The following is a 21,592-nucleotide window of genomic DNA, read 5'->3' on the forward strand; positions in this document are numbered from 1 at the left end:
CTGGAAAACAGGTCATCAAAACTAATACAGAAAACAATGCTACGTCTCTATATTTTAGGTTTTGAAGGTAGGGTTTAATTAATTATTTAGGAAACAGAATCTGCTCTACTTCGGCTGCTTTTTCTTGTAAATCCAAATCTTGATAAATTTGTAGACTTTCTGATAAAAAGTGGGTAGCAATTGACTCTGCGTCTGGCTGATTTTGTTGAGTGCGTTTCTGGTAAATTTCACCTAATAGTTTGCGTGCTGCGGCTTCTAATTTTCGGCGGTTATAGTCTTGAGAGACTTGCAAACATTCTTTGGCGATTTCTTCGCTTTTATCAAGATTTTCTAGAGCTTCCACTTCTAAATAAGCACGAGCGATATTAAGAGCTTGTTCTGATTTTTTTATTGCTTGTCCTAATTCATCAAAATGGGTAAAACCCTTATGGTAATACTCTTCAAATAAGAGAATTTTTTCTTGTTTTGATGAGTCGTTAGGTATCCAGCGTAAACGTTCTGAGCAGAGCAAACTGAAAACAATGTAGTCGTAAGCAAGATTTTTTATATATTCGCCTGTAGTATTTATTTTTATGGCTTGATTTATGTTTTCTTCTGCTTGTGTTAGTAAATCAAAGATTTCTCTTTGGTTTGAGGTATTTTTTGCTAATAGAATTTGAGAAGAAGTAAGTTGCCGATACCGAATGGCTACTTTTTCATTTTGACCTAACTGTTGGTACAAAATAAGGCTTTTTTGACAATACTCAATTGCTTTTTTGTAGTCTTTTGAATCTCGATAGCAATTAGCTAATAAACACCACTGACTAGCAACATCTTTATCTTGACCTAATTGTTGATAAATATCTTTACTTTGTTGGTAATAATCAATAGCTTGTTCGTATTTACACCAACTTTTATAAATCCATCCTAATAGAAAATATGTGAATGCAATATCAGCTTGATTCTCTAATTGCTGACAAATTGTTAAGACTTGATTTTGATATTCAACAGCTTGTTTGTATTTACCCCATAAGCGATAGCAATAAGCTAAGTTATTCCACCGTCTAGCAATATCTTTATCCCTGCCTAACTGTTTATAAAGTTCTTTACTTTGTTGATAGTAATCAACAGCTTGTTCGTATTTACCCCAGTCTTGATAAATTCTTCCTAATTGATAGTAAGTTAATGCAATATCAGCTTGGTCATTTAATTGCTGACGAATTTCTAAGCATTTACTTTGATATTTGATTGCTTGTTCGTATTTACTCCATAAGCGATAGCAATCAGCTAAGTTATACCATTGACTAGCAATATGTTTATTTAGTTTTAATTGTTGATAAATATCTTTACTTTTTTGATAGCAATTAATAGCTTGTTCGTATTTACCCCAACCTTGATAAACCCATCCTAAGTGAACGTATGTTAATGCAATATCAGCTTGTTCGTCCAATTGCTGACGAATTATTAAACACTGATTTTGAGATTCAATAGCTTGCTGATATTTACCCCATAAGCGATAGCAATAAGCTAAGTCAGACAACCGTCTAGCAATATCTTTTTCACTACCTAATTGTTGATAAATATCTTTACTTTGTTGGTGGCAATTAATAGCTTGTTCGTATTTACCCCAGTCTTTATAAATACTTCCTAGCTGATAGTATGCGAGTGCAACACTAGCTTGGTTATTTAACTGCTGACTAATTGTTAAGCATTGATTTCCACATTCAACAGCTTGCTGATATTTACCCCATGAACGATAGCATTCACCCAGACGATGCCAGTGGTTAGCAAGATATTTATTACGACCTAATTGTTGATAAATATCTTTACTTTGTTGAAAGTAATCAACAGCTTGCTCATATTTACCCCAATCTTGGTAAATCCTTCCTAGTTTGTAGTATGTAGTAGCAATACTGGCTTGGTCATCCAACCGCTGATAAATTTCTAATTCTTTATTTTTATATTCAACAGCTTGTTCGTATTTATTCCAATCTTGATAAATCGTTCCTAATTCATAGTATGCGAATGCAATACCGGCTTGGTCGTCTACCTGTTGACTAATTGTTAAGCATTGATTTTTACATTCAACAGCTTGCTGATATTTACCCCATGAATGATAGCATTCACTCAGACGATACCAGTGGTTAATAACACTTTTATTTCGACCCAATTGTTGATAAATATCTTTGCTTTGTTGGTAGAAATTAACAGCTTGTTCGTATTTACCCCAATCTTCATAAATCCTTCCTAGCTGATAGTAAGCGTCAGCAATATTAATTTGGTCATTTAACTGCTGACGAATTTCTAAATCTTTATTTTGATATTCAACAGCTTGCTCGTATTTACCCCATAAGCGATAGCAGTTACCTAGCCAATACCACTGGTTTGCAATATCTTTATCACGACCTAATTGTTGATAAAGCTCTTTACTTTGTTGGTGATAATTAATAGCTTCTTGGTATTTACCCCAACACTGATATGCTCTACCAACAATGCTTAAAATAATTGCTTCGTATTTGAGGTTACCTAATTGTTTTATTAGAGACAATGTTTTTTGATAATAGTCTAATGATTCTTCATATTTTTTGTAATCTGATTGACATTTACCCCAAGAAAGCCAGAACCAAGCACTATCTATAAATTCACTATAAATTTTTGCATTATTATAATACTGATTAGCTTTTTCATATTCTTTTTTTTCTTGATAGCAAATTGCCAATCCCCAATCAATAAATGCTTCTAAGTTGTCATTATATTGATTTTTTATATCTTCTAAAATAGATATAGCTAAATCATGTTTATCTTTACGAATGTAAGATATTCCTGTAATAAAATCTAATGCTATTTGGTATCGTCCTTCAACTAAACTGTACTTTCTACTAGCTTCGAGAGCAGGTGTCATATCTTGACCAAGATTTTGCACAAAACTAATAGTACAAAAAAATAAAAATGGCTCTAATCCAGTAACAAATTCTGTCGCATAATTAACTAATACTGTTGAATCACAACAAGCAACATAAAGAATGGCTGTTTTTGTTAGAATACGAATTTCTTCAGACAGAGTTAAATCATCAGCGAATTCTTTTAATAAATCTATGACTTCATTTTTTTTATAAAACTGTTCTATTTTACGCAGTAATCTTAATAATTGCTTAGTCGTATCATCTCCAAAGTCATCAGTATCTATACCAAGACAGGTAATAACTAGCTTACGAATCAGCTTTTTCCTAAAAATACTATTAACTTCAACTTCTGCAATTACCTGTCCTGCAAATAGCAAATTTTTTAACTTTAATTCTACTTCCTGAGAGTTGTTTTCTGATTTATCCTCTGCTTTTAAGTAAATAATTGTTTGCTCTTCAGATGAGGAATTTTTAATTTGTATTTCACCATGTTGTAGAGTTGGTTGATAATCTTCTAAATTCTTGAACAGTTTTTTTATTAGCTTCTTTACTTGTGTTGGAAAATGAATCCCGTAATATCCTAACGCTAATAAAATTGGTTCATTCCAGCGCGGCTCGTGAAGATGGTTCTGGATAAGTTGTAAAATTTCATTTGGGTCATTATCTGCAATATAACGAGCTGCAAAATACTCTTCAAATGTCAGGTGCATAAAGCCATAAAACCCAGGTGTTCGTTCCACAAATAAACCCGTGGTTTCCCGTACTTTTCGCAAAAACTCTCCTACTGCTTGAAGGACGGATTCTGACTCTGGTTCATCATCATTCAATTCAGCCAGCTTTTGTGCTAAATTTTCCTCAACTTCTTGCTCACTAACTACACCAGAAGGTTTTTCTTCATGCATCCAATATGCCAAGGGTGCTAAAAGTTCTACTACTTCTGTTTCCTTTAACACTACTTTTGGTGCATCTGGTAATTTCTTACTAAGTTGCCAATCTTCCGTCAGAGTTTGCACTGCTAATTCATAGAGTTTAACTCGACGGTTAGGAAGGCGATCGCCATTTCGGTGAATGAGTGCCAAAATAGTTAACAGTAGGGGGTTAGTTGTTAACCGCTTCACACCTTCATTGACTTCAACTGACTGTAAAATATCTTGTACTTGCTCGTTTCCTCTGCTTTGCCATTGCTCTTCACTAGCATCTGGCTGTTGTGCTTTCTCAACTGTATGACACCAGCGAGACAAGAATAGTTCTACCTGTTCGCTATCCATGTCTTCGATGGTAAATTCTGCAAATCTACCGCTTAGTTGTACATCGCGGTAGCCAGCAATGCGACTGGTAATTACAAATTTGTTGTTGGGAAATTCATCAACAAACTGATTAATACATTTTACGATTTGTTTGCGACTTTCTTGATCGAATACCTCATCTAAACCATCTAGCAACATCAAACATTGTCCTTGACGCATCCTCAGTAGAAGAAATTCTGCTACCTCCTTCTGAGTTCCCATTTCTTCTTCTGTTTGAAAATGAGCTTCCCACTGACGGTAAAACTGACGTAGATATTCAAGTAAAGTTAAGTTTGGCTGCTGTTTGAGTTGCTCTGCAAAGTCAGCAATCCGAAAGAAAACTGGTAACAAAGTTTTACCTAATTCTTCTTTATCTTCGCCGACAATTACTGTTTCCCCATCATCTCTCTTTGTCTTTGCAAAATGTAATGCTAAATAACGTAGAAGAGTAGTCTTCCCCGCACCTGGAGCGCCTAAAATTACACTATAAGGATTTTCTCGTACCGCTTGGGATAATGCAATTTTTTTGTTAACAGTTTTAGTACTAGAAACAGTTATTGAGTCTTCAATAAGTGCTTCGTAATCGTAGGCTTCATTCAAATCATCTTGACTAACATCCATCTCGTCAAATTTAACACTTTGAGATTGCAATACACTTGCCACATTTGGTTTTGTTGTATTAGCCTCAGAAGTTTCGGTAATATGTTGTCGCCATTGTGCTTGTAGGGATACATAAACTTGGTCAAGGAAAATATCAACTTGGCGATTTACCTGCATTACCCCACTTATTTTGAGATAAGAATTCTCAGCAATTAACCACTCTAAATAAGGATAAAGTAAGGGATTGCGTGTTTTAAATTCTACTACCTTTTCTCGCCAATCCCAAAAATCTGGCGCACGCTGACGAAATTCATCTAAAAACTGATTTTTATTTAGCCATAAAATTAATACTAAATTTCTTCCAAATAGCTCTTCTCTACCCAAATTCAATTGTTTCATTTCTTTAACCAAGCGCGGTGTAGGTAATTGGTCAATTCCAAATGCCATCACGAATTTGCGCTCAGTTTGAGTATTCTGCTGTTTATTATCATCCAATCTATAAAGAAAATTATGAAAAGAATCTTCGCTGTAAAAAAAATTATAAAACTCAAAACTTTCTTCAGTAGTTTCTAAAGAATCCTTCAGACTTTTAACTACTATATGCTGGGGACTAATCTCTGGTGTAATACCGAAAATAATTGTCGTCCCACTGGAAATTTCTAATAAAGTAACTAACTTATCTAATTCTTTTTTATCGGCTTCGCTCAAAGAATAGTTAGTGTCTTGATTAAGCATAAGTCAACCAGATAAAGTTAACATTGATAGATAAAATGAAAATGAAAAAGTTTTTATGATATATTATTTGTAGCTTGCCAACGCTGTAAATCCTCCATCAAAATAGGATTAATATCAAACCAAGATTCCTGCTTTGAATTGTAATAACCTAAAACTAATTTATTTTGCAAAAGTTCGTCAGAAATAATAAATTCGCCTTTATTAGGTAATTTATGAGTTTTAGTAGTTAACTTCCCAGTTTTGTGTATAGACTCAAGCTCCGGATAGTGGTAGTCACTTAAGTTATACTCTCGACGTACTTCTTGTACTGCTTCTTGTGCAGTATCTAAGTCTATAAATGAAAGTTTGTTTCGCAATCCAATTTCACAGGTAGTACGTGCAAGCCTAACTAAATCTCGCATCACACCACCACTTTTTTCACAAATTAATTCCAAAGCATCGGGATTAAATAAACCTTTATAACTATCACCCAACTTAACAAGACGTGCATTTATTACTTTGATTAAAATTTCTCGACCATGTTGATTGGGATTATTAGTAGGACATAAATTATCATCAGATTCAAATACTGGAGGATTATTCAAATCCAAGCATTTTTGAAAACTTTCCATCGGTTGACGGAAACTTGGAGAATATCGCAAAGAAATAGGAATCGAATAGACAATATGGGATTTTAATTCTACTAATAGTGGACTAGAAAACATCTCCAAAGCAGTTACTTGGTCGTGTCTATCTAAACCATCAACAATGATTAATAGCCTTTGTTCTCTTTCCTCTTCCGCAGCCTTGATAATATCATTAACTCTATCAATAATCTCGCTCAATAAAGGACGAACATTAAGAGTTTTATTTACTTCTCTAGTTAAACCACGCTTGAGAACTAATCCTAATTTGGTCAGAAATTCTGGAAATTGCAAACCATCAGTTTCACTATCTTTATCTTGATAAACTACAGTTTTTAGACTATCTTGCAGAGCATTTAATAATTCATCTTTTCTATTAGATAGCCAATTAGATTGAATGGCTTGACGTGCAATTTCTAAACCAATTAAAACTATCACTTCCGCATAGCCAATATTGTATCTATCTAAAGCAGTTTGCGTATCAATCCATATAACAGTGTAAAAATCAGCTACTTTTTGTTGCAACCGTCGCAACTCAGTAGTTTTTCCCCCACCCCGATGACCAGCCAATAAAAATTTTGCTGGATCGTCTTCCATTTCCAGCAAACTAACGAGCTTATTTACGGGACTGTTATCTCTTTGAACGTAAAAATTTCTCAGGTCTTCAGCCGTTACCAGAGGTTCTTCTGGTTTAAATAGCTGGTAAGCATTTCGCCAAAATTTTGTATTACTCATACTGACAATATTTAATCAAAATACTTGATTTAAAGTATTAAACGTTGCTTTATAGAATCATAAAGTATAATAATTTTTTTAATAGACTTATGTAACATAAAATACTTGAAGTAAAACTTTTGTCAGTGATGAATTATTAATACTAATAAAATATACCCAAAACTTAATTTACCTGCATTTTCAACAATTCTTAATTTAAATGCAAATATTCATTACGATTACATGGAATACTAGTCCTATTTATCTGATATCTTGAACCAATATCAATTAGCGCTCAAAATCGCCTAGGATTGAAAATCCCAGGCTAATAGCTCAAGTCTACTTAAGTAGACTGAAAGTCTTTCCCAGTCCTATTTATAGGACTTTTTCTATGAGACGGGGGTTTGCAACCCCCGGCGGTGTTGAGAATGGTGCAAGATGTCAGATTTATAGGACTTGTGCTATCAGACTGGGGTTTGCAACCCCAGTCGGGCTATGATAATAACCCCTCAAAAAAATCAACTACCGTCTTCGCAATCACTTCATTCCCATCAATTGCAATAGCTTCTTGACAACGAGGTGCTTCCAATGGCTGTTTCAAAAACTCCCAAGAACTTTCAAATAATTCGGCGGGAGTTAGTATTTGATGATAGTTGTAATTTTTTATTCCTTCTAAAAGAAAAGTTGCTTCTGCAAAATTATCTCTAGTAACTGAAATAATTGGCACTCCTAATTTAGTTGCTTCTGCAAAAGTACCGAATCCGGGTTTGGAAACTATTTTCCCGCAAACTGGCATGAAATCAACGGGACGGATATGTATATCATTTACTTTAATTAAATTTGGTAAATCTGGTGCCGATTTATCAAATGTGATAAATTGCCAGTCTGGAAAATTAACTAAATTTTGGTAAGGTATTTGCTGTAAACCCAAGCCGCCGAAGGTAAGCAATATAGTCTTTTCGCGGGGTGCGGTAATATTCCACTTAGATTTAATTTCTTCGGCATCAATAAAAGGAGAACCACCAATTAAACCGATATCAGTTATGTTATTAAATGCCTGCATCGGTTCGTGGAAAGGAAGACGAAACAGGCGATCGCACTTTGAATAACATTCGCCAATCCAGTCAGATATGTCAATAAAATCACCACCCCAATCTCTGTAAATAAAATCCCAACCAAAGTTACTAATTGCCCAACAGGGGACATTTGCAGCTTTGCCAATATCTGCGGCTAAGAAAGGAATATCTGCCAAAATTAAATTAACGTGATTCTGATGAATAAAATCAACTTCAGAAGCGATGATAGAAGATTGCTTTTTCTTTATTTTTAATAATTTGTCTAAGGTAGCTTGCTTATCCATACTGAAACTATCAGCTTGGATAACTCCCACATCGTAAGCACGGGGGCGATGGATAAAATCACCTTTGATATAGCATTCCAACAACCAACGCGGTGCTGCTGTCACCATAATTAGCAAGGCTTCCGGACATAACTTTTGAATAGTCGCCGCTACAGAAGCACTACGAGTAGCATGTCCGAAACCATGACTTGTAATTGCAATATATATAATAGGACGTTGCATATTTGAAAATAGGGAATTGGGCATTGAGCATTGGGAATAGCAATTAATTATTTGTTATTTCTTCTATTCCTTTTACATTTAACACTTTATATGTTTTGGTATAATTTCGCATCTCAACTTATGTGGCGGAGTACTAGTACTTCACCACATTAATTGTGCTAGGTTAGGAAGTCGCTCCGTAGGTTGGGTGAAGCGAAGCGCAACCCAACACTAGTGGTGCTTTTCATTTATTTTGACGGATTGTAGAGACGTAGCAATGCTACGTCTCCCGACGTTAGGGAGAAAACGAACCCATCAAAATTAATGAAATAGAACACTAGTAACCTATGCCCAATTCCCAATTTTCTAATTAAAAAACTTCTGAATTTCCTCAACCAACCGATCCATTTCCGATTCTAAAGTAAAGTAATGGACGCAAGCACGGACACAATCGGGGTCTAGAATTGTACGTGTAAATATTTTTTTTGATTCTAAAAATGTTACTAGTTCTAAACTGCTTTTAGATTGATTACTTTCTAATTCAAAGGAAACTAAACCGGATTCGGGGGGAGAATTCCGCAAACATTTTATACCCGATACCTGCATCAACTTTTGCCACAGATACTCGCTATTGTGACAAATTTGTTCGTAACGTTTTTGCGGTGTTCCCCATTGTTGATGTACTGAAATAGCTTCGGTTAAACCAACGTAGAAAGGATAAGCGGAGGTTGCAATTTCATATCTTTCGCCACTGTCTTGCCATTTTACAGGCTGAGCTTGACCGTCAACAACTACGCTACGCCAGCCTACAAAGGTAGGATAAAGACTTTCTCTGATTTGAGGACGCACGTACAAACCGCCAACACCGGGAGGTCCGCACAACCATTTGTGACCTGTAAAAGCGTAAAAATCTACACCCAATTCTGTTAAATTTAATGGTAATAATCCTACAGATTGGGCTGCATCTACCATTAATTTTGTATCGTTGTTTCTACAAACTTCCGATATTTTGTCCAAAGGTAAAACTTGTCCCGTGTTCCAAAGTACGTGGCTTAATACCAACATACGAGTACGCGGACGTAAGTGTTGAGCAATTACTGCTACAGAATCGCCCTCATTTAAAGTCGCCATGATTGGGCAGGTACTAACTTCGACAGAAAATCTTCGTGCGATTTCCTTAGCTGTGGCGATAATCCCCGGATGTTCGCAGTCTGTAAGCAGTATATGGTCTCCTGCTTGCCACTCAATACCCCACATTGCAATATTGCAGCCAACGGTTACATCTTCTGTAAGAGTTATAGTTTCCGATGGTACATTGAGTTCGGTTGCAATTGCTACTCTTGTTGCTTTAGTCTGTTGTATAAGCCAGCTATTAACTTCATTCCCAAAAGGACCTAGTAGTTGAATCTCCTCCTGAGCTTGAATTACGGCATTCATCGCCGAAGAAGGCATTGGTCCTTGACCTCCGAAGTTAAAATAAGCTTTATTGGCTAAAGCCGGAAATTCTTGTCGATACTGATGTAAGGTTGTTTGCTTAGCAGATATACTCGTCATACAGATTTTATATTTTGGATTAGGAAACAAGTTAAAGGTTAGGGATTTTTTACTTTGTAAAGCTTTATAAAACAGCTTTATTGAAGGTTGAGCCTATTTTCCTCAAACGAGAATTTTTTTGATTTTAGCTGAAATGCTTTCAACTTAAATATTTTCAATTTATGTAGGGAGTTTGTATTTTGAATCGGACTTCAACCCGGAGGGTGTAGATGTTCTTCTGGCATTATTGCTGTTGTGCGACACTTACTTAGATTCTGAACGTAATAATAAAGCTTGCAGTGTTACGCACCAACCAAGTATTTGTGAGCATAATGTACGTATTTCCTATTGAATTTTCCAGTCGGTTCGTACAAGTAAATTAGATGTTGAGTTAGTAATAGCATCTTTATCGCTTCTTCAACCGAGGTATTTTGTATCGCACTCACTTAAAGTTACCTTGATTACTCCCCGCCAAACGCTAATTATTGTTAGTTTAAAAGAATGTTAATTAATGCCGAACTGCTGCTGCAATATCAAAAGTGTAAACGCCGCCCTTTTTTGAACGTTCGCGGCGACAAAACCGAGCAGGATGCTCCTAGTGACTTACTTTTGAAGCTTTATCAAGATAAGTTTGCTCATAAAAAAAAGGTTTTGGAAAAGTTGGATTATCAGCGTCCAAGGTTTCCCAAGGGGGAAGCTAAAACTGGTGAAGCGGCAACTTTAGAATTGATGCAGCAAGGTGTTGAATATATTTATCAGGGATTGTTGATAACAAGGTACGAAGGCGGTCATACTTTATTAGTGCGTCCAGATTTACTCATTAAGCAGGAAGGAAAATCTTGTTTTGGAGATTGGAAGTACGTTCCCGCTAGGGTTGAATTAGGCAAGCGTCCTAAACAAGAATACCAAGTTATTGCCGCTTTTTACGCTTTTGTTTTAGCAGCAGTACAGCAAGCTGAATCGGAAACAGCTTGGTTAATGCTGCGGGGAAAGGAAACTAGGTACAATGTTGATTTAGTCAAATGGATTCCTCGGATGCAGGAAATTCTGGACGAATGCATCCACATGCTTCATCTACCTACGGCTCCTGAAGTATTTATCTCGCGTCAAAAATGCAGTCTCTGTAATTGGTATAGTAGCTGTCATCAAATTGCTGTCCAGCAAAAACATCTTTCGCTGGTACCTGGGGTAACACCAGGGCGTTACAATCAGTTGAAAGTTCTTGATATTACGACTTTAGAAACGCTGACTCAAACGGTACCTTCACTATTAGAAGATTTACCTGGTTTCGATCGTGAAGTCGCAACTCAAATTGTTTTACAAGCAAAATCTTTACTCGTAAATCGTCCGTTGTTTTTACCTCAAGCATTAGGTGAATCTACAATTAGCGAAGAATTAATTTTTTCGTATCAAGAATCTTTGCTAAGTTTACCAAACCAGGAAAAAACTATAGCTGAATATCCTATTTTTGCAGAAATAGATCCAGTCGTATATGAAACTATCACTTATAGTGCCCCTGTCGAAATTTATTTTGATATAGAAGCCCAGCCAGATTTAAATTTAAATTATTTGCTAGGGGTTTTGGTTGTTGACAGAGAACGTAACACCGAGAATTTTTATTCTTTTCTTGCGGAAAAACCAGATGAAGAAGGATTAATTTGGCAACAATTTTTAGAATTAGTGTGGCAATATCCCGACGCACCAATTTATCACTTTTGCGTTTATGAGTTCGATACAGTGCAGAGGCTGGCAAAGCTGTACCGTACTCCCTCCAAAAAAGTATTGCCAGTTTTAGATCGATTCGTTGATATTTACGAACAAATTACTCAAACACTAGTACTACCATTAGAAAGCTATGCTTTAAAATCTATTGCTCGGTGGTTGGGGTTTGAATGGCGTGACAAAGAAGCTACGGGAGCTAAGTGTATTTACTGGTACGACAAATGGTTAAAAAATGGCGATCGCACCTTATTAGAAGTTATCAGACGCTATAACGAAGACGACTGTCGTGCAACTTATGCTGTTAAAGATTGGCTTGTTAAATATATGATAAGTCAATACGAAAACGAGGGAGACGAAAGTTAAAAAGTCTCTATCTCCCCATACCTCTGCTCTTGTGATATCGTATTTGTGGCTTCTAGTGATGAGTAATAATGTGCCGTGCGACTTAGAAATGTATTTAAATTACCGCTAATTATTTTATTTTTGCTTACAGTTGCAATTGTTACGCTCGTCTTCACGAATTTCACTCCTTCTATTGTTAAAATTACGGATATAAATTTTATCGGCAACGCAACTTTACCTACAGGTACGAATTTTGAAAATACTGAATTAGGCGGCTTGTCGGGAATAACTTACGATATTCGAGACAAACTTTATTATGCTATATCTGATGACCGCTCTGTGAAGTCACCAGCAAGATTCTATACTTTTAAAATTAATCTTAAAGAAGATTCGTTTCAAAAAAGCGATATTGAAGTTGTTAGAGTCGCAACCTTAAAAGATGAAAGCGGTAAAATTTTTGCTGCTGGTACTATAGATCCAGAAGGAATTGCGCTCAATAATTCATCTATATTCGTATCATCTGAAGGTGATGTCAGCAGAGGAATAAATCCGTTTATTAAAGAATTTGCTCTAGATTCAGGAAAAGAAATTTCTAGTTTACCGATTCCCCAAAAATATTTACCATCTGAAGACAAAAAGCAGGGCATTCGCAATAATTTAGCATTTGAAAGCTTGACGATAGCACCGGATAAAAAGCATTTATTTACAGCAACCGAAAACGCATTGATTCAAGATGGCGATAAAGCTAAACCCAATCAAGGTTCTTTATCTAGAATATTACAATACAATTTACTGACAAAAAAACTGGAAAAAGAATTTCTTTATCCAACCAAAAAAGTTAAGCCTTTTTTCAAGCTTAATGGTAGATTTGCTAGCGGTTTAACTGATTTGATAGCACTGGATAATCAGGGAAACTTTTTAAGTATAGAAAGAACTTTTACTGGTTTTGGTTTTGTAAATTCATTATTTAAAATATCTTTGTCCAATGCTGACGATATTAAGGATATTGATAGCCTCAAACAAGTTGATTCCCAAAATATTAAATCAGTAAAAAAAGAATTACTAATGGATTTAGGAAAGTTAGACGTTGCATTAGATAATACTGAAGGATTAACAATTGGTGCAGTTTTACCCAATGGACAACCTTCGCTAATTTTGGTTAGCGACAATAACTTTAATAACTTGCAACGCACTCAATTTCTAGCTTTTCGACTCAAGATAGAATCCCGTCTGGAAAGAATTTTACGTTTGATTCGCGAGCGTATTTCTTAAATGTAAGCTAATGCTTTACCTTATGCCCTCAATCACCCTCACTCTATAAGAGTGGGGCTACTTAGGGTTTACTGTAAAAGTTTTCTTTGACAAGGCAAGGGGGCAGGGAGCAGGGAGCAGGGGGAAAACCAGATTGTATTTCTGAGCAAGTTAACTAAAAAGTGCAAAACTGTTAGCCAGAAGATATCATAAGCTTGCACTTGAAAGAGAGAAAAAGTCTTAAAAGCCTTATGTGGTAAAGCTAATAATCTTATTCAGCAAGCTCTACTTAAACAAAGCCCCTCCGGGTATCTCCCTCCGGGAGACGCTCCGCGTTCACGAAGTGACCCGTTAGGGTAACACTAGTTTGGGGGACCCAAACCGACACCCCCAACTAGATTCACCGTCTACACGGGCTAAATTCGGCGCATCTTTATAAAAAACGAACTAATCATCGAATACTCATCATAAATACTTAATACCAGGCGATGTTGAATCTGGACTTACATTGCGTATATTTGCTTTTATATCTTCAAAAAAGCATTTTTATCTTATAACAGATTTTGTTTATGCGGCAATCATATAATTTATCTAAAGTCTTATTACACAAGGCTTTCAGCTTATATCAGCTATTTTTTCAGGGTACTGTTGCAGTATATTCACTGATAATATTTATTGAATTCCACGTAGCATTCAGAAACGTTTCAGTGAAATTCCTCATAGGCATCCTCAGTTGCTTGTGTTACATAATATTTAGTGTGTCTGCTAGAAATCTCGGAATTATGAGTCGATACTTTACACAACAAAGGTGAAAACAGATTTCCGCTGGTAAATACCAATCTCCTTCTCAATTAAAACTTTATAAATTTATTGATTTATGTTGAAACAAGAAATCGATAAGATGTTACATCAAAAATATAAAACAGAATTAGACCAATATATTGGTAAATTTGTAAATCACCGCTACTTGATTAGAGATTTAATTGGTAAAGGAGGAGGAGGAAAAGTATATTTAGCAGAAGATTGTACGAATGGAGGAATGCCAGTCGCGGTTAAGATATTATCTTTAAACTTAGATAATCAAACAATATCTCAACGCTTTGCCAGAGAAATTTTTATTAGTACTCAGTTAGGGCGCAAAAGCCAGCATATTGTCAGAGTCTTAGGGTACGGTATTATTGATGATAAAATTCCATTTTACGTGATGGAATATCTCCAAGGTAAAAATTTACTAGAAGTAATTAATAATCAGCCTTTAGAATTAGAAAAATTTTTAGATATTACCTACCAAATTTGCCAAGGTTTGCAATGCGCGCACAAAGGTATCTGTATTAAAGGTGAAAATAATCCAGTTATTCATCGAGATATAAAGCCGCAAAATATATTTATTACCGAAGATGAAAAGAAAGGGGAAATAACGAAAATATTAGATTTTGGAATTGCAAAGTTTTTAAAAGAAAGGGCTGGGGCAACACTTTCAAAATCTTTTATAAGTAGCTTACCTTATTGTTCGCCAGAGCATATGGAAGGACGTAAACTACTAGATATCCGCTCCGATATTTATAGTTTAGGAATAATCATGTATCAGATGCTTTATGGTAAGCATCCTTTCCAATTAAGAAGCGATTCCTTTGGCGAATGGTATCAAGCTCATCGTTTTGAAACACCATCTTTATTAAGCGAGGTGATACCAGAAGCGAGAATACCTCTAGATTTAGAAGCTCTGGTAATTAGTTGTCTAGCTAAAGATATCAAAAATCGACCTCAAAATATTACAGAAATCTTAGAAACACTAGAATTAGTACAAAAACAGTGCAATAAAGATCGGGGAAAAAAGGATAATACCTTTACAGATGACTATGGGGTAAATTTAACACCAGCAACATTAATATCTAAACACATTTGCCTACAAAAAAATTGGCCTGATAATAAGCCAATAGCACCGATTGTTTTCCCTCATCTTCTGTATGCTGTAGAAGGTAAAATTCCCACTTTTTGGGCAATGTTACCTCAAGCAGAAATATCCAAATTCTTAGAACAAAAAAATACAACAGAATTTCTTCAAAAAATCAACGTTTACCCAATGATTATGTGGGTAACAGTTTTGCATGACGCAAATTATTCTTTAACGCGCTGGCTATCTTGCTTCTTAGATATTACAGATAAAAGAGGAGAAAGAATGGTTAAGCACCTAGCGGAAAAAGGCTACTATCATTTACTTTTATTTGCACTAGAAAAGCCAGAAAAATGCGCTCATGTCATCACAATAACTATTACTCCACAACAACGCGAGCAATTATTTAATTGGTTGCAAGTAAGCCGTAACTCCGAAAGCTTTATCTCACCAAATCAAAGTAAGACTATTCTTAAAGCCCAATACGAAAAGATTAAACCTAAAATTTTGCAAAAATTAGCAGATAACCAAGATGGGAAACCAGATGTCAAAGCTTGGTTGTCTAATGTTTTTCGCAAATTCTTCAAATAGTTGTTAAGCTGCTACGCATTTAACTTATATATTCGTTTGGCATTGATTAATGGCTACAACTCTTGTCCCTTTTTCCTTCTTCCAAGAGTATTGTGCATTTTTAATACACGACAGCTTAGCGCTTAGATTTGAGAGTATATAAATTTTAACTTTTTTTAATTTTTATCTTTCCCCATCTCTTATATCCCTACTGACAAAATTAATTCAAATTACCCCTTGACAAATTGCGAAATAAGAGACATACTTAGAAAGTTGCAAAACAAGGGACCGTAGTTCAACTGGTTAGAGCACCGCCCTGTCACGGCGGAAGTTGCGGGTTCGAATCCCGTCGGTCCCGTTTAAAAGAAGAAATATTTTTTAAATCAGGAATTAGAATTCTGTCTTTAATTCTGTAGCTCTTAGTATAAGTGGTAGAACTCCATTTTTGATGACTAACCTCGAAGGTTCTCTAAAATGGTGAAGGTTAAAATTAGTTTTAACTATTGCAATTGTGAATCGGATAAATCAAAATCTAAAATCGCGCCATTTGAATCATCGAGTAAGTCTCAACGGACAGTATGCTCGGGATTGCTTGTGGTTCTAAAATCTCAAATATTACGGAATATATGACTTTCAGAGTACGTATTGCTCCTAGTCCAACTGGGAATTTACATATTGGTACGGCGAGAACTGCTGTATTTAACTGGTTGTTTGCTCGCCATCATGGCGGAAAATTTGTTTTACGAATCGAAGATACTGATACAGAACGTTCGCGCCCCGAATATACCGATAATATCCTTGAGGGATTGCGTTGGTTGGGAATGGATTGGGATGAAGGGCCATTTTTCCAAACCAAGCGTTTAGATATGTATAAGGAAGCGGTGCAAAGTCTTTTAGATAAGGGATTAGCTTATCGCTGTTACACCACCTCCGAGGAGTTAGAAGCTTTACGAGAATCTCAAAAAGCTAGAAATCAAGCACCTCGTTACGATAATCGTCACCGCAATTTAACACCAGAGCAAGAAGCGGCATTTAAAGCTGAAGGACGCAGCTTTGTGATTCGTTTTAAAATTGATGACAGCCGCAAGATTAAATGGAATGACTTGGTAAGAGGAGAGATGAGTTGGCAAGGTAGCGATTTGGGTGGTGATATGGTTATCGCTCGCGCTACTGAAGATGGTATCGGTCAGCCACTGTATAATTTTGCTGTGGTGGTGGATGATATGGATATGCAAATCACCCATGTAATTCGCGGGGAAGACCATATTGCCAATACAGCCAAACAAATTTTGCTATATGAAGCATTTGGCGCAAAAGTTCCAGAATTTTCTCATACACCTCTAATTTTGAATGAGAAAGGTGCCAAGCTTTCTAAACGAGATGGTGTTACCTCTATTTCTGACTTTCAGAAAATGGGTTTTACTGCCGAGGGTTTGGTTAACTATATGACCTTGTTGGGATGGTCACCACCGGATTCTACTCAGGAAATTTTTACTTTACAAGAAGCTGCCAAGGACTTTACTTTTGAGCGCGTTAACAAAGCCGGTGCAAAATTTGATTGGGACAAATTAGATTGGATTAACAGCCAGTATATTCATAGTATGCCGGTAGATAAACTTACCGATATGCTAATCCCTTTTTGGAAAGAAGCAGGGTATCACTTTACTGAAAATAAAGAACGTCCTTGGCTCGAAAAGTTAACTGCTTTAATTCAACCCGGTATATCTCGTTTAACTGAAGCTGTAGAGGTAGCTAAAATATTTGCTATCGAGACTGTAGACTTTGATTCTGAGGCACAAGAGCAACTGCAAAAAGAAGGAGTCAAAACTGCCCTTCAAGGGGTTGTTGGCGCTTTAGACAGTGAAATTAATGCTGCAAATGCCAAAGATATCATTAAGCAGGTAGTTAAACAGCAAAACGTCAAAAAAGGCTTATTGATGAGGAGTTTGCGGGCTGCTTTAACAGGAGAAATGAACGGCCCCGATATTGTAGACTCTTGGGTGCTGCTTAATAACACTGGTTTAGATAAGCTGCGTTTAGAAAAGGCGATCGCCCACAGCAGTGGAGATTAAATTTCCATAAATAAAAGCATTTTTTACCCGTCAAGTAAGTCAAAATCTTGAATAATTACCTTGGGGCGCATTTTATGTGCCCCAATTTATTCTGGTTTATGCCAAGCAAGCAAATAGGAGATGTGTAAAAAACGAATTAATTATCTACTTTGACTACCTAAATTTGTTGTGACTGCTGCGATCGCGCTTCACGTATCGCGGCAGTCACAACAAAACAAAAATTTTTATATTCTTCACTTACATGTAATTCAGATAGTAGTTAATTCATGCAGTTTAGCTTCTCTGAATAATAGTTAATTACTCTGAGACGTTGGGAACAATATATGTAAACTTAATGTCATCTCAAACACTTAGAAAAATATAATCAAAATGTCTAATAAATTATTAAGTAGAGTCATAAAGCTATCAATTTTCTTCTTATCGCTAACCACAGCATCCGGAATAAACACGGCAGTAAAAGCCCAAGAAACTCCTCCACCGATATTCGGAGATATAAGCATAGAGCGTCCTTTATCGAAAGATCCACTGACAGTTCGAGGGATGAGCGGTGGTACGATATCGGGAAAAAAGATTTCTGAAAGAAATGACACTCCCACAGGAGCCTGTACCGGTTATATGGATAGAGAACCGGATCATACCCTTAAGTTAAAAAACAAATTTGATTATATGAAGCTGGTAATAGAAAGTCCTGAAGATACCACTTTAATAATCAAAGGTCCTGGTGGTACTTGGTGTAATGACGAATTTGAAGGCAAAAACCCCGGTATCGTGGGTGAATGGCTTCAAGGAAACTATCAAGTCTGGATAGGTTCTTATAAGAAAGAACATTATTTTCCCTATACTTTGAAAATTACAGAAGCTAAGTGACAGTTAACAGTGAACAGCGAGCAGTCAACAGTTAACAGCGAGCAGCGAGCAATAGTTTAGCTCGGCATTGGTGAGTAAACCAGATTATGATTTTTCATAGCCTCTCTCCTGGTAGGAGAAAGGCTTTGATATTTTTAGCAAATGAAAATCGTGAGAAAGTTTTATGAGGCGATCGGTATGCTTCTAATCAGCGATTACCTCTAAAAAACTGAAAATACTCCTATTCCGCTCTAAGATTTCCTATAAAAATTTCTCCCTCACTCCCTCCCTCTCTCACTCTCTCCCTCAGTTAGTTAGGTAATCTTCTACCGGAAAGGGAGTAGCTGACATTTGCCGAACAAAATTCTTTGAATTCGGTGTGAGCCTTCTTGCAGAAGAAGGTAAATTATCATATTTAAATTATTTACTGCTAATTGCTCACTGCTAACTGTTCACTGCTCACTGTTCACTGCTAATTGCTCGCTGTTCGCGGCTAACTGTTCCCTTATATGGTAAAAAGTCTTAAAATTAAGTTACATTTGATTAAGAATAATAAAAATGTTTTGGCAAATGTCGTATAGCTCAGATGGGTAAATATGACAAGTCATACATAAAGATGAAAATTAAACAAATCGGGATTTATATACATCCGTTTCACATTAATTATGTTAACGGGGTGATGCATCCCAGTGGTATCTAGAGGCGAAATAAAATGAAATTCTCTTGGAGAGTCCTAGTTCTTTGGACCTTGCCTGCTTTAGTGATAGGCTTTTTCTTTTGGCAGGGAGCATTCGCGAATACTCCTGCTGATATGGGTAAAAACGCAGCTAGCACTCGCATGACCTACGGTCGTTTTCTCGAATATTTAGATAATAATCGGGTGGCGATGGTGGATTTATATGAAGGTGGTAGAACCGCTATCGTTGAAGCTGTAGATCCAGACCTTGATGATAGAGTTCAGCGCGTCCGCGTTGATTTACCTGCTAATGCCCCCGAATTGATTAGCAAGCTCAAAGAAAAAAACGTCAGCTTTGATGCCCATCCAGTAAGAAATGATGGGGCTATCTGGGGTTTACTAGGCAATCTAGTTTTTCCAATCTTATTGATTACCGGATTGTTCCTTTTGTTCCGTCGTTCCAGCAATCTTCCTGGTGGTCCCGGACAAGCCATGAATTTTGGTAAATCTCGGGCACGTTTCCAAATGGAAGCCAAAACCGGAGTCATGTTTGACGATGTAGCTGGAATTGAAGAAGCGAAAGAAGAACTTGGTGAAGTTGTTACTTTCCTTAAGCAGCCCGAGAAATTTACTGCTGTAGGTGCGCGCATTCCTAAAGGTGTATTGTTAGTAGGACCTCCAGGAACTGGTAAAACCTTACTAGCAAAAGCAATTGCTGGAGAAGCTGGCGTACCGTTCTTTAGCATTTCAGGTTCCGAGTTTGTGGAAATGTTTGTGGGTGTGGGTGCTTCCCGCGTTCGCGATTTATTTAAAAAAGCTAAAGATAACGCTCCATGTATCATCTTTATTGATGAAATTGATGCTGTAGGAAGACAGCGTGGTGCGGGTATCGGCGGCGGTAACGATGAGCGCGAACAAACCCTAAACCAGTTGCTGACTGAGATGGATGGTTTTGAAGGTAATACCGGCATTATTATTATTGCTGCTACCAACCGTCCCGATGTATTAGATGCAGCGCTGTTACGTCCCGGACGTTTTGATAGACAGGTGATTGTTGATGCACCCGATATCAAGGGACGTTTAGAAATTTTAGAAGTCCACGCACGCAACAAGAAATTAGATAAAGGCGTATCTTTGGAAGCAATTGCTCGCCGTACACCAGGTTTCACCGGTGCGGATTTAGCTAACTTGCTTAATGAAGCTGCAATTCTAACTGCCAGAAGACGTAAAGAAGGTATTACGCTCACAGAAATCGACGATGCTGTTGATAGGGTTGTTGCTGGTATGGAAGGCACGCCTTTGGTAGATAGCAAGAGCAAGCGTTTGATTGCTTACCATGAAGTCGGACATGCTTTGGTAGGAACTTTGGTTAAAGACCACGACCCGGTACAAAAAGTTACCTTAATTCCTCGCGGACAGGCTCAGGGTTTGACCTGGTTTACTCCTAGTGAAGACCAAGGTTTAATCAGCCGTTCTCAGTTGAAAGCAAGAATTTCTGGTGCTTTGGGCGGACGTGCTGCTGAACAAGTAATTTTTGGTAGAGATGAAATTACTACTGGTGCTGGTAATGACTTGCAACAGGTAACTGGTATGGCTCGTCAAATGGTTACAAGATTTGGGATGTCTGATTTAGGCCCATTGTCATTAGAAAGTCAGCAGGGAGAAGTATTCTTAGGACGTGACTGGACAACACGCTCCGAATATTCTGAATCTATTGCATCTCGTATTGATTCTCAAGTTCGTGAAATTGTTGAAGAGCAATATCAAGCAACATTGCAAATGATGCGCGACCATCGTAGTTTGATGGATAGATTGGTTGACTTACTAATTGAAAAAGAAACCATTGATGGTGATGAGTTTCGTCAAATTGTGGCTGAGTATGCAGAAGTACCAGATAAGCCACAATATGTTCCATCTTTGTAATATTTCTTAATTAGTTTTTTCAAAATTGAGGAATTTGTCAAAATATTTATAGTTTAAGGGACACGTTATCGTGTCCTTTTTTTTTGGGTACCGTTTTGAATTTTATGTAGAGACGGGGGAATGCCTAAAATATTGCCCTCTCCCCCTTTTTTCTCCTCAAATTACCCGTAAGGGCGGGGTGAGGGAGAAAGATTGTGGTTGTTACCGACATAAAAGTTGCATGGACGAAAATTTCGCAATTTTATCAAAGTACACAGCCTAGGTAATGCCTGCCCTCTCTACATTTTTGGTGAAAATGTTACTAAAAATACGAAGATGGGAACAATATTTATAGCTTAATTCAAACTTAATCTTAAAACTTG

The 21,592-nt window shown here is 36.7% G+C and carries 10 protein-coding genes and 1 tRNA gene; 7 read left to right on the top strand and 4 right to left on the bottom strand.

Annotation, left to right across the window (positions count from 1 at the left end; translation table 11 throughout):
• Positions 1 to 82: 82 nt before the first annotated feature.
• From RIV7116_RS16165 to RIV7116_RS16180, 4 genes are all read right to left on the bottom strand, one after another.
• The gene (locus RIV7116_RS16165) at positions 83 to 5,503 is read right to left on the bottom strand and encodes a tetratricopeptide repeat protein (RefSeq protein WP_015119370.1); all 5,421 of its coding nucleotides are present in this window, start codon (positions 5,501 to 5,503) and stop codon (positions 83 to 85) included.
• Positions 5,504 to 5,556: 53 nt separating this feature from the next.
• Positions 5,557 to 6,861: a P-loop NTPase fold protein gene (locus tag RIV7116_RS16170; protein WP_015119371.1), complete on the bottom strand. Its 1,305-nt coding sequence runs from the start codon at positions 6,859 to 6,861 to the stop codon at positions 5,557 to 5,559.
• A gap of 472 nt (positions 6,862 to 7,333) precedes the next feature.
• On the bottom strand, positions 7,334 to 8,422 hold the full coding sequence (locus tag RIV7116_RS16175) for a glycosyl transferase (RefSeq protein ID WP_044291915.1): 1,089 nt from the start codon (positions 8,420 to 8,422) through the stop codon (positions 7,334 to 7,336).
• A 345-nt stretch (positions 8,423 to 8,767) separates the two neighbouring features.
• On the bottom strand, positions 8,768 to 9,955 hold the full coding sequence (locus RIV7116_RS16180; protein ID WP_015119373.1) for an aminotransferase class V-fold PLP-dependent enzyme: 1,188 nt from the start codon (positions 9,953 to 9,955) through the stop codon (positions 8,768 to 8,770).
• Between the two features lie 480 nt (positions 9,956 to 10,435).
• On the opposite strand from RIV7116_RS16180, the gene RIV7116_RS16185 reads away from it, so the two are divergent.
• From RIV7116_RS16185 to ftsH2, 7 genes are all read left to right on the top strand, one after another.
• Positions 10,436 to 12,019 (top strand): TM0106 family RecB-like putative nuclease, encoded by a 1,584-nt coding sequence (locus RIV7116_RS16185; protein WP_015119374.1) that lies wholly within the window; start codon positions 10,436 to 10,438, stop codon positions 12,017 to 12,019.
• A 75-nt stretch (positions 12,020 to 12,094) separates the two neighbouring features.
• Positions 12,095 to 13,270: an esterase-like activity of phytase family protein gene (locus tag RIV7116_RS16190; RefSeq protein ID WP_015119375.1), complete on the top strand. Its 1,176-nt coding sequence runs from the start codon at positions 12,095 to 12,097 to the stop codon at positions 13,268 to 13,270.
• A gap of 856 nt (positions 13,271 to 14,126) precedes the next feature.
• Positions 14,127 to 15,734: a serine/threonine-protein kinase gene (locus RIV7116_RS16195; protein ID WP_015119376.1), complete on the top strand. Its 1,608-nt coding sequence runs from the start codon at positions 14,127 to 14,129 to the stop codon at positions 15,732 to 15,734.
• 263 nt (positions 15,735 to 15,997) lie between these two features.
• Positions 15,998 to 16,071 (top strand) — tRNA-Asp (locus RIV7116_RS16200).
• Between the two features lie 268 nt (positions 16,072 to 16,339).
• Positions 16,340 to 17,785 carry a glutamate--tRNA ligase gene (gene gltX, locus RIV7116_RS16205; RefSeq protein WP_044290989.1) on the top strand — a complete coding sequence of 482 codons (1,446 nt, stop codon included), beginning with the start codon at positions 16,340 to 16,342 and terminating at the stop codon, positions 17,783 to 17,785.
• Positions 17,786 to 18,154: 369 nt separating this feature from the next.
• Positions 18,155 to 18,652 carry a hypothetical protein gene (locus RIV7116_RS16210; protein ID WP_015119378.1) on the top strand — a complete coding sequence of 166 codons (498 nt, stop codon included), beginning with the start codon at positions 18,155 to 18,157 and terminating at the stop codon, positions 18,650 to 18,652.
• A 691-nt stretch (positions 18,653 to 19,343) separates the two neighbouring features.
• Positions 19,344 to 21,230, top strand: a complete 1,887-nt coding sequence (ftsH2, locus tag RIV7116_RS16215; protein ID WP_015119379.1) for an ATP-dependent zinc metalloprotease FtsH2 — start codon at positions 19,344 to 19,346, stop codon at positions 21,228 to 21,230.
• Positions 21,231 to 21,592: the final 362 nt, after the last annotated feature.

The organism is Rivularia sp. PCC 7116, from assembly GCF_000316665.1.
Taxonomy (GTDB): domain Bacteria; phylum Cyanobacteriota; class Cyanobacteriia; order Cyanobacteriales; family Nostocaceae; genus Rivularia.

Coding starts and splice junctions, on each gene's coding strand:
- ftsH2 (WP_015119379.1), top strand. CDS start 19,344: ATGAAATTCTCTTGGAGAGTCCTAGTTCTTTGGACCTTGCCTGCTTTA.
- RIV7116_RS16210 (WP_015119378.1), top strand. CDS start 18,155: ATGTCTAATAAATTATTAAGTAGAGTCATAAAGCTATCAATTTTCTTC.
- RIV7116_RS16170 (WP_015119371.1), bottom strand. CDS start 6,861: ATGAGTAATACAAAATTTTGGCGAAATGCTTACCAGCTATTTAAACCA.
- RIV7116_RS16175 (WP_044291915.1), bottom strand. CDS start 8,422: ATGCAACGTCCTATTATATATATTGCAATTACAAGTCATGGTTTCGGA.
- gltX (WP_044290989.1), top strand. CDS start 16,340: ATGACTTTCAGAGTACGTATTGCTCCTAGTCCAACTGGGAATTTACAT.
- RIV7116_RS16165 (WP_015119370.1), bottom strand. CDS start 5,503: ATGCTTAATCAAGACACTAACTATTCTTTGAGCGAAGCCGATAAAAAA.
- RIV7116_RS16185 (WP_015119374.1), top strand. CDS start 10,436: ATGTTAATTAATGCCGAACTGCTGCTGCAATATCAAAAGTGTAAACGC.
- RIV7116_RS16195 (WP_015119376.1), top strand. CDS start 14,127: ATGTTGAAACAAGAAATCGATAAGATGTTACATCAAAAATATAAAACA.
- RIV7116_RS16180 (WP_015119373.1), bottom strand. CDS start 9,955: ATGACGAGTATATCTGCTAAGCAAACAACCTTACATCAGTATCGACAA.